Source organism: Kitasatospora sp. NPDC059973, assembly GCF_042737525.1.
In the GTDB taxonomy this organism is placed as follows: domain Bacteria; phylum Actinomycetota; class Actinomycetes; order Streptomycetales; family Streptomycetaceae; genus Kitasatospora.
Map to the genome: position 1 here is coordinate 1 of NZ_JBHWUI010000236.1, position 9,668 is coordinate 9,668.

Below are 9,668 nucleotides of genomic sequence, written 5' to 3' on the forward strand. Positions count from 1 at the left end.
CTTCTGGGCGGCTGCGTTTTTTTTTTTTCACCCCCCCCCCGCCCCCCGCCGGGGGCGGGGGGGGGGGCGCGGGGGGGGGGGGGGCCCCCCCCGGGGGGGGGGGGCCCCCCCCGCGCCCGTGCGCGGAACGGGTCAGCCGCGGGTCTGGAACACGATCCTGGTCCAGCTGGAGCCCGAGCAGTTGCCCCAGACCGCCCACGGCTGCGTCCGGGCGCCGATCCAGAGCCCGGTGGTGGAAGTGCCGTTGGCGCAGTAGGTGATGGTGCGCAGCTCGCCCGAGTAGACCCGGCAGTTGCCCTCCCAGCGCCAGCCGTAGTCGGCGGTGATGGTGCAGCGGTAGGAGGCGGTGACGGCCTCGGCGGACGCGCCCGGACCGGCGGAGATGGACTGGTCGCCGGCGGCCGGCGCGGCGGCGGTCGGCAGGGTGGTGGCGCCGACCGCGCCGAGGGCGGCCGCGGCCACCATCCCGAACTTGGCGATGTTCCTGGCGATACAACCTGACATGGGTGCTCTCTCCTCGCTCGTGGTGCCTGCCCCGGCCGGGCGTCGGGAGCCGGAAGTCCCCGACTGCGCCCGGACGATGACGCACTGCACACGAATGACTGCGGAGCGTGAGACGACAATCTATGATGTGACCTGTGTCACAGGCGGGTTGTCGGCCGGGCCGTCAACCGTGCCTCCGGCCGTGCCTCCGGGGGTGCCGATGTCCGAGGGGGGCGGCATGGAGTCCAGTGGTGGGTGCCGGGGCGGGCGGGAGCCGGATCCCGGGCCCGCCTCCGACACGGCCGAGTTCAACCGGGTGTTCACGGATCTGCTGCCCCGGCTCCACCGCGCGGCCGTCGGGCTCACCGGCAGCCGGGCCGCCGCCGACGACGTCGTCCACGACGCGTATCTGCGGATCGCCCGCGGCCCCGACCGGTTCCTCGGCCATCCGCAGCCCTACGCCTACGCGTTCACCACGATGGCGAACCTCGTCCGGGACCAGTGGCGGCGCGAACGCCGCCGGGTGCCGCCGCCCGAGCGGGCGGCCGACGAGCAGGCCTGCGCCGATCCGCTCGGCGGCGGGCTGGGGGAGCTGCTGGCGCGCTGGGAGGTGCTCCGGCTGCTGGGCCGGCTGACCGCCAAGCAGGCCCGGGTGGTGCAGCTGGTCGACCTCGACGGGTACAGCGTCGACGAGGCCGCCGCGCTGCTCGGCCTGCACCGCTCCACGCTGGCGGTCACCCGGCGCCGGGCGCTGGCCCGGCTCCGGGCGGTCCTCGAAGGCGAACGCGAGCACGGGCGCGGTGACGAGGGAGGCCGGGGGCGCGAGGGGCAGCGTCCCGGCGGGCTCCCCGGCCGCAACCCGGTCGAACGCCCGGGCGACCGCGACCGCGACTGTGACCGTGATCGCGACCGTGCCCGCCGCTGCGACCCGGCTCGGGGCCGCTCCGGCCCCGAGGCGCGGCCGTGCGCCCAGCGGTGGCGGCGGGGAGGGGCCGCCGACGCACCGAACTGACGGCAAGTCAGCTGATGCGGGGCCCCGGCCCGTACGCTGCCCATCGTGATCGCGTACGAGGAACACCGGCTCCGCACCCTGGCCGAGGACGGCCGCTGGTCCGAGCTGCTCGGCCACTACCGGCGCGCCCGGGCCCTCGCGGCGGCGCGCGACGGCGAGCAGCGGGCGGCGGCGGAGACCGCGTCGCTCGGCCACCTGATCGCCTACGCCGCGCCGCCCGAGCTGGCCGTCCGCCTGTTCGACCACGACGGCGGCCCGGGCAGCGCCGCCGGAACGGCGGACCACGACGCCGGTCCGCTCTGGGAGGTGCTGGCGACCCGGCACTCCTGGCTGCGGCTGGCCCCGCTGCTCGGTCCGGCCCCGGTGCGTCGGCTGGTCGCGCACACCCGGGTGCTGATCGGCGAGGACCTCTCGTACGGGGCCGAGCCCGATCCGGAGGGCGTCCCGCTGCAACTGGAGCCCTGGGAGACGGCCGGCTGGGGCGAGGGCGTGCGGGTCCGGGACTACCTGCCGGCCGGCGGTTCGCGCAGCGCCCTGCTGACGCTGCCCGCCACCCGGGAGGGGCTCGGCCCCGTCCTGCTGCCCGAGCCCGGTACCCGGCTGCGCGGGCAGCGGGCCACCCGGGGGCTGGCCGCGCTGGCGGACTGGGTGGAGGTGGTCTGCGCCCGCGGGCCGGCCCCGCAGGCCGCCGCCCTGGTGGCACCGGGGCGGCGGGTCACCGGGGGGTACCTGCCGTTCGCGCTGGCCTATCCGGTGCTGCTGCTGGCCGGTGTGGTGGACCGGGCGCACGGCTCGGCACAGGGCCGGCTGGCGCTGTGGCGGGCGCTCGGCGCGATGGCCGGCGCGGGCGGGCCGAACCGCGCCGAGGTGAACGCCCTGGTGGCCCGGATGCGCTGCTTCACCTGGTGCGAACCGGAGGACGGGCTGCGCCATCTGCACGTCGCGGTGGAGGATCCGGCCAGCGGTCTGAGCTGGGCGGTCAGCGGATCCGACGAGTTCTGACGCCGGCGGACGCGGACGGCGGACGGCGTTCACCCGGTCGCCGGGCGGCGACCGGGTGCGGACGGGCGGATCCCCGGCCCGGCGCCGCTCGGGGGGTAGGCGGGGCGCCGGGCCGGGGGACTCGGGGGCGGTGGCTCAGGCCGCCGGGGCGGCGCTCTGCGCGGGGACGGGGTCCGGCCGCACCTCGGGGGTGGCGGGCGCGTCGGGCGCGCCGTGGGTGTCCACCAGCGTCCGCTCGTCGAACGGGATCGCGCCCGCCAGCACCTGCCGGGCCCGCTCGCGGTCGAACTCGCCCGTCCAGTGCCCGATCAGCACGGTGGCCACGGCGTTGCCCGCGAAGTTGGTCAGTGCCCGGGCCTCGGACATGAAGCGGTCGATGCCGACGATCAGACCGACCCCGTCCACCAGCGCCGGCTTGTGCGACTGCAGTCCGCCCGCGAGGGTGGCCAGCCCGGCGCCGGTGACCCCGGCCGCGCCCTTGCTGGCGATCACCATGAAGACCAGCAGCGACAGCTGCTCGCCGATCGACATCGGCTTGTCCATCGCCTCGGAGATGAAGATCGAGGCCATCGTGAGGTAGATCGCGGTGCCGTCCAGGTTGAAGCTGTAGCCGGTCGGCACGGTGATGCCGACGACCGGGCGGCTGACGCCCAGGTGCTCCATCTTGGCGATCAGGCGGGGCAGCGCGCTCTCCGAGGACGAGGTGGAGAGGATCAGCAGGAACTCGCGGCCGAGGTAGCGCAGCAGGGTGAACACGTTCACCCCGGCGACCAGCCGCAGCAGCGTGCCGAGCACCACGACGACGAAGAGCCCGCAGGTGAGGTAGAAGCCGATCATGATCACGGCGAGGCTCTTCAGGGCGGCCGTGCCGGTCGCGCCGACCACCGCCGCCATCGCCCCGAAGGCGCCGACCGGCGCCACCCACATGATCATCGACATGACCCGGAACACCAGCCGCTGCACGTGCTCGATCCCGCGCAGCACCGGCGCGCCGGCGGTGCCCATCGCCTGGAGGGCGAAGCCGGCCAGCAGGGCGACCAGCAGGGTCTGCAGCACCTTGCCCTCGGTGAGGGCCGAGAACATGGTGGTCGGGATCATCCCGAGCAGGAAGTCGGCGGTGGACTGGGCGCCCCCGGCGGCTGCCTGGGCGTGACCGGACTTGGCCAGCGCGGCGGTCAGGTGCAGCCCGCCGCCGGGCTCCAGCAGGTTGCCGACCAGCAGGCCGATGGCCAGGGCCACGGTCGACATGGCGAGGAAGTAGCCGAGGGCCAGTCCGCCGACCTTGCCGACCTTCGCCGCCTTGGTCACCGAGCCGATGCCCAGCACGATGGTGCAGAAGATCACCGGGCTGATCATCATCTTGATCAGATTGACGAAGCCGGTGCCGATCGGCTTCAGCTCCACCGCGAACGACGGTGCGGCCAGGCCGACCACCACGCCCGCGACCACCGCCACGATCACCGCGAGGTAGAGGTAGTGGGTGCGGTCCCGGCGTCTGCCTCCCGCCTGTGGCCCTGCTCCAGTGATCGACATCCGCGGCTCCTTCGCCTGCAGTCCTGGCGGCCCCGGGTGGTGGGCCGCTCCGACTATGGGCCGCGCCGTGACGGAGGTCACGTTTGCGTTCATAGAGTTCACACCCCGCCCGGGCCCGCGGCGGACCGGGCGGGGCCCGCGGGGGCCGGGCCGGGTTCCGGTGGTGGTGCACACTGTCAGGCATGTCCGCGCGCACCCTCCCCTCGCCGCGCCGGCCGGTGCGCAGCCTGGCCGGACAGCTCTTCGTCGTCCAGGTGGTGATCGTCGCCGCCGTGGTGGCCGGTGGCGCCGTGCTGGCCTACCTGTTCACCGCCGACCGCACGGAGGACGCCGCCCGCCGCCAGGTCACCGCCGTCGCCCGCTCGGTGGCCGACGCCCCGTCGGTGCGGGCGGCCGTCGCCGGGCCGGACCCGACCGCCGTCCTGCAGCCCTACGCCGAGCAGGTGCGGGTGGACACCGGGGTCTCCTTCATCACCGTGATGGACACCGCCGGGGTGCGCTGGACGCACCCGCTGCCCGAGCAGATCGGCAAGACCTTCCTCGGGCACATCGACTGGGCCCTCGCCGGGGAGACCCGCAGCGAGACGTACACCGGCACGCTCGGGCCGTCGGTGCGGGTGGTCACCCCGGTCCTGGACGCGGACCACCGGGTGGTCGCGCTCGTCAGCGCCGGCATCACGGTGCAGTCCATCTCCGCGCAGCTGCGCGGGCCGCTGCTCGCGCTGGTCGGCGTCGCGGTGGCCGCGCTCGCCCTCGGCGGGCTCGGCACCTACCTCGCCAACTCCCGGCTGCGGCGGCACACCCACGGCATGGGGCCGGCCGAGCTCAGCCACCTCTACGAGTACCACCAGGCGACCCTGCACTCGGTGCGGGAGGGGTTGGTGCTGCTCGACCGCAAGCACCGGGTGGTGCTCTGCAACGACGCGGCCCGCGAACTCCTGTCGCTGGCCGGGGAGGTGGAGCGGCGGCCGATCGACGGGCTGGGGCTGCCGGCGGCCCTGGTGGCCGCCGTGCTCGGGCAGGAGCCGGTCCGGGACGAGGTCCACCTCACCGCCGAGCGGGTGCTGGTGCTCAACACCTCCACCATCGGCACCGGCCTCGGCCGGGTCGTCACCCTCCGCGACCACACCGAACTGCAGTCGCTCACCGGCGAGCTGGACTCCGTGAAGAGCTTCACCGAGGCGCTGGGCGCACAGGCGCACGAGGCCGCCAACCGGCTGCACGCCGTCGTCTCACTGATCGAACTCGGCCGCCACGAACAGGCGGTGGAGTTCGCCACCGCCGAACTCGAACTCGCCCAGCAGCTCACCGACCGCGTCGTCGCGGCCGTCGGCGAGCCGGTCCTGGCCGCCCTGCTGCTCGGCAAGGCGGCCCAGGCGGCCGAGCGGGGCGTGGAGTTGACGCTCACCGAGGACAGCCGGATCGACGACGGGGTGCTGCCGCCCGGGCTCGCCGCCCGCGACCTGATCACCGTCCTCGGCAACCTGCTCGACAACGCGGTGGACGCCGCGATCGCCGGCGCCGCCGGGCACCCGGACCAGCCCGAGGTCACCGTCACCGCCCGGGTCGACGGCGACCACCTGCTGCTGCGGGTCGCCGACACCGGCGCCGGGATCGACCCGGGCGCGGTGGACGACGTGTTCCGGCGCGGCTGGAGCACCAAGCAGGACGGCCACGGGCACGGCCTCGGGCTCGCCCTGGTCGCCCAGACCGCCCGGCGCAACGGCGGCACGGTCGAGGTCGGCCGGGACCGCGGCGCGGTGCTCACCGTCCGGCTGCCGCTCGCCCGGCAGCCCGAGACGGCGGCGTCGTGAACCGCTCCCCGGACCGGCCCGAGATCTCCGTCCTGGTGGTCGAGGACGACCCCGTGGCCGCCGCCGCCCACACCCTGTACGTCGGGCGCGAGCCCGGCTTCCGCGCCGCCGGGACGGTGCACAGCTGCGCCGACGCGCTGCGCTTCCTGGACCGCGCCCGGGCGGCCGGCCGGCCCGTCGACCTCACCCTGCTCGACCTCTACCTGCCGGACGGCCACGGCCTCCAGCTCTGCGGCACGCTGCGCGCGGCCGGCCACACCACCGACGTCATCGCCGTCACCTCGGCCCGCGACCTCGCGATGGTCCGCCAGGCCGTCTCGGCGGGCGTGGTCCAGTACCTGCTGAAGCCGTTCGGCGCGGCCGCCCTGCACGACCGGCTGGAGCGCTACGCCCGCTACCGCGACACCCTGGGCCGCACCGGCGAGGCCACCGGCCAGGACGAGGTCGACCAGGCGCTCGCCCTGCTGCGCACCCCCGAACGCACCGCCCTGCCGAAGGGGTTGAGCGCCCCCACGCTGGACACCGTCGCCACCGTGCTGCGGGAGGCCCGCACCGGGATCTCCGCGGCGGCCGCCGGAACCGCCGCCGGCGTCTCCCGGATCACCGCCCGCCGCTACCTGGAACACCTCGTCGACACCGGCCTGGCGGCCCGCGAACCGCAGTACGGCAGCGTCGGCCGCCCGGAGCTCTGCTACCGCTGGACGGGCGGCGGCGAGCGGAAGGGCGTCACACCGGGACGAGCATGATCCGCTTGTCGCAGAGCTTCGCCATGTCGTCGAGGTCGCTGGTCAACAGCATGGTGGGCCCGTGCTGCGCCATGGCGGTCGCGGCGACGACGGCATCGATGGCGTACGTGTGGCCGTGCAGTCCGGCGGATCTCAGCAGGACCACGGCCTGGTCGCTGAGCTGCCGGGTGACCTCCTCGATCCGGATCTTCGAGATGACGTAGTGCCAGCGGGGCTGGAGGCGCTGTGGATTCATGGCCTCGACGAGGGTCAGCGTACTGACCACGACCTCGATATCGTGCGTGCGCGCATGCTCCAGTTGGGCACCGACCACTGGGTCGCCCTCGACTCCCAGGGCCAGGCCCTGACGGTCGAGGACCAGCGCGCCCGCGCTCAGCTTGCCTGGGCCTCGTCCGCCTGTTCGGCGAGCCACTGGGCATACCTCCGCTCGGCCTCGTCGAAGTTGCGGGCGGCCCGTGCCCGTGCGGCCTCCGGAATCTCGCCGAAGTTCGCGACGTGGTCGTCCACCAGCTCGGCGAGGCGCTCGCGCGCTATCTGTCTCCTGACGGCGGCGGTGACGTAGGCGCTGAACGAACCCGTGCCCACGATGGAGCGGACATCCTCGGCCACGTCCTCGGGCATCGAGACGCTGTACTTCTTCACCGGACGCGAGGCCGGTACGGGATCCATCGGCTCGGACATGCGGCGATGTTGCCACCACCGGTGGTAACTAGTCGGCGGTCCTGACCGCTCGGGCGAGGTACTGGTCGTCGGTGTCGGTGTACCTGTCCAGGTGCCAGCCGGTGGTGGTCAGGAGGGGGCGGAGGTTGGGTTCGGCGCGGAGGTCGTCGGGGGTGAGCGCGCGGCCGTGGCGGGCGGCCAGGGCGGCCCGGCCGACGGGGTGGAAGAGGGCCAGCACGGCGCCGGGGCGGGTGACGCGGGCGAGTTCGCGCAGGGCGCGGTCCGGATCGTCGAGGTGGGAGATCAGCCCGGCGGCGAAGACGGCGTCGAGGGCGGCGTCCGGGAGCGGGAGGCGGGCGCAGTCGGCGAGCAGCAGGGCCGCGGTGCCGGGGTGGTGGGCGCCGGCCTCGCGCAGCATCTCGGGGGTGACGTCGGCGCCGAGCACCAGGCCGTCGGGGCCGACCGCCGCCCGCAGCAGGGGCAGGGCTCGGCCGGTGCCGCAGCCCGCGTCCAGGACGCGACCGCCCGGGCGCAGGCCGAGGGTGGCGACGGCGGCGGCGTACCGCGGGCCGTCGTCGGGGAACTTGGCGTCCCAGCCGGCCGCGCGGGAGGCGAAGAACGCGCGGGTGCGGGCCAGGTCGGCGGAGTGCTCGGCGTCGCGCCCGGCCGGATCGGGGGCGCCGGGGGCGGGGGAGGGTGAGGGCGGCATGGGGGCGAGAGTAGCGCGCGGGCCGTAACCGGCGGGCGGTTCACTCGTTGGGGAGGCGGGTCCCGCGTCACCCGCTCGGGTGGTTCTCGCCTCCCGGAGCCCGGCCGGCCAGGTCAGGGAAGTAAAGTTAGGCTTACCTAACTTCTTGGAGTCAGCCTTGACGCTCGCCGCCGTCCCCGCCACCGGGCCCGCTGCCGTCCCCGCCCAGGCCCCGGGCGACGCCATCCTGCGCCGCCAGCGCGTGCGCGAGTCCGCCGCCCGCACCTACGCCCGCTCGTTCCCGATCGTCCCGGTGCGCGCCCACGGCATGACGGTCGAGGGCGCCGACGGCCGCCGCTACCTGGACTGCCTCTCCGGAGCCGGCACGCTCGCCCTCGGCCACAACCACCCGGTGGTGCTGGAGGCGATCCGCCGCACCCTGGACAGCGGCGCGCCCCTGCACCTGCTCGACCTCGCCACCGCCGAGAAGGACGACTTCACCACCGCCCTGTTCGAGAGCCTGCCGCCGGAGTTCGCCCGACAGGCCCGGGTGCACTTCTGCGGGCCCGCGGGGACGGACGCCGTCGAGGCGGCGCTCAAGCTGATGCAGACCGCCACCGGCCGCTCCGGCGCCCTCGCCTTCACCGGCGCCTACCACGGCATGACGGCCGGGGCCCTGGCGCTGACCGGCAACGTCGCCGTCAAGGAGCCCCTGCCGGGCGGCGGCGAGGTGGTCCGGCTGCCCTACCCGTACGGCTACCGCTGCCCGTTCGGCGTCGGCGGCGAGGCCGGCACCGAGCTCGCCGCGACCTACGCCGAGCGGCTGCTGGACGACCCCTCGGGCGGGGTGGTCCGGCCCGCCGCGATGATCCTGGAGGCCGTCCAGGGCGAGGGCGGCGTCGTCCCCGCCCCCGACGGCTGGCTGCGCGCGATGCGCCGGATCACCGCCGAGCGCGGCATCCCGCTGATCGTCGACGAGGTGCAGACCGGGGTCGGCCGCACCGGTGCGATGTGGGCGGTCGAGCACAGCGGGATCGTCCCGGACGCCATGGTGCTCTCCAAGGCGCTCGGCGGCAGCCTGCCGCTCGCCGTCGTCGTCTACCGCGAGGAGTACGACCGCTGGCGGCCGGGCGCGCACACCGGCACCTTCCGCGGCAACACCCTCGCCATGGCGGCGGGCGCCGCCACCCTGCGGTACGTCGCCGCGAACGGCCTGGCCGCGCGGGCCGAGCTGGTCGGCGCCCGGATGGTCGAGCGGCTGCGGGCGCTGGCCGGTGAGCTGCCGGTGATCGGCGACGTGCGCGGGCGGGGGCTGATGCTGGGCGTCGAACTCGTCGACCCGGCCGCCGAACCGGACGCCTGCGGGGCCCGCCCGGCCGCGCCCGCGCTCGCCGTCAAGGTCCGGGAGGCCTGCCTGGCCCGCGGCCTGATCGTCGAACTCGGCGGCCGGCACGACGCCGTCCTGCGGCTGCTGCCGCCGCTCACCATCACCGACGAGCAGGCCGCCGCCGTGCTCGACCGCCTGGCCGACGCCATCGCGGCGGCCGCGGCGGGCGTACGGTGACGACCCCGGTCGAGCCCGGCCGCCCCGACCGGGAGCCCGCCCGCCTCGCCGCGGTGTCCGGAACCGCCCCGGCCCCCGCCCCCGACGCGCTGGCCGGTGGCACCGGCGGCGGCGCGGCGCTCGCCCCGCTGGTCGCCGAGGTGCTGGCCGCGCTGGCCGCCGGAGC

General features: G+C 75.6%; 10 protein-coding genes. 5 read left to right on the forward strand and 5 right to left on the reverse strand.

Features of this window, described 5'->3' with window-relative positions; all coding sequences use genetic code 11:
* Positions 1-132: 132 nt before the first annotated feature.
* The gene (locus ACFWA9_RS36110; protein ID WP_380393252.1) at positions 133-504 is read right to left on the reverse strand and encodes a hypothetical protein; all 372 of its coding nucleotides are present in this window, start codon (positions 502-504) and stop codon (positions 133-135) included.
* A 217-nt stretch (positions 505-721) separates the two neighbouring features.
* Here ACFWA9_RS36110 and ACFWA9_RS36115 point away from each other — a divergent pair, with 217 nt between their 5' ends.
* Both ACFWA9_RS36115 and ACFWA9_RS36120 read left to right on the forward strand, forming a co-directional pair.
* Positions 722-1,495 (forward strand): RNA polymerase sigma factor, encoded by a 774-nt coding sequence (locus ACFWA9_RS36115; protein ID WP_380393255.1) that lies wholly within the window; start codon positions 722-724, stop codon positions 1,493-1,495.
* A gap of 45 nt (positions 1,496-1,540) precedes the next feature.
* The gene (locus tag ACFWA9_RS36120) at positions 1,541-2,497 is read left to right on the forward strand and encodes a hypothetical protein (RefSeq protein ID WP_352291097.1); all 957 of its coding nucleotides are present in this window, start codon (positions 1,541-1,543) and stop codon (positions 2,495-2,497) included.
* 135 nt (positions 2,498-2,632) lie between these two features.
* Here ACFWA9_RS36120 and ACFWA9_RS36125 read toward each other — a convergent pair whose 3' ends face one another.
* Complete coding sequence (locus tag ACFWA9_RS36125; protein WP_380393258.1) at positions 2,633-4,030, reverse strand: cation:dicarboxylate symporter family transporter; 1,398 nt, start codon at positions 4,028-4,030, stop codon at positions 2,633-2,635.
* A gap of 182 nt (positions 4,031-4,212) precedes the next feature.
* Here ACFWA9_RS36125 and ACFWA9_RS36130 point away from each other — a divergent pair, with 182 nt between their 5' ends.
* Positions 4,213-5,844, forward strand: coding sequence for a sensor histidine kinase (locus tag ACFWA9_RS36130; RefSeq protein ID WP_352291099.1), 1,632 nt, complete (start codon positions 4,213-4,215; stop codon positions 5,842-5,844).
* Positions 5,841-6,590 (forward strand): response regulator, encoded by a 750-nt coding sequence (locus ACFWA9_RS36135; RefSeq protein WP_352291100.1) that lies wholly within the window; start codon positions 5,841-5,843, stop codon positions 6,588-6,590. Before ACFWA9_RS36130 ends, ACFWA9_RS36135 begins: the two co-directional genes overlap by 4 nt.
* Here the strand turns inward: ACFWA9_RS36135 and ACFWA9_RS36140 are convergent.
* From ACFWA9_RS36140 to ACFWA9_RS36150, 3 genes are read right to left on the reverse strand one after another with little or no spacing between them, the layout of a single operon-like run.
* The gene (locus ACFWA9_RS36140; protein WP_380393262.1) at positions 6,571-7,002 is read right to left on the reverse strand and encodes a hypothetical protein; all 432 of its coding nucleotides are present in this window, start codon (positions 7,000-7,002) and stop codon (positions 6,571-6,573) included. The two genes, ACFWA9_RS36135 and ACFWA9_RS36140, sit on opposite strands and share 20 nt — an antisense overlap.
* Positions 6,963-7,271, reverse strand: coding sequence for a hypothetical protein (locus ACFWA9_RS36145; RefSeq protein WP_380393265.1), 309 nt, complete (start codon positions 7,269-7,271; stop codon positions 6,963-6,965). The genes ACFWA9_RS36140 and ACFWA9_RS36145 overlap by 40 nt, the downstream gene beginning before the upstream one ends.
* 28 nt (positions 7,272-7,299) lie before the next feature.
* Complete coding sequence (locus ACFWA9_RS36150) at positions 7,300-7,959, reverse strand: class I SAM-dependent methyltransferase (protein WP_380393268.1); 660 nt, start codon at positions 7,957-7,959, stop codon at positions 7,300-7,302.
* A gap of 145 nt (positions 7,960-8,104) precedes the next feature.
* On the opposite strand from ACFWA9_RS36150, the gene ACFWA9_RS36155 reads away from it, so the two are divergent.
* Positions 8,105-9,502 carry a diaminobutyrate--2-oxoglutarate transaminase family protein gene (locus ACFWA9_RS36155; protein WP_380393271.1) on the forward strand — a complete coding sequence of 466 codons (1,398 nt, stop codon included), beginning with the start codon at positions 8,105-8,107 and terminating at the stop codon, positions 9,500-9,502.
* The last annotated feature ends 166 nt before the right edge of the window (positions 9,503-9,668 follow it).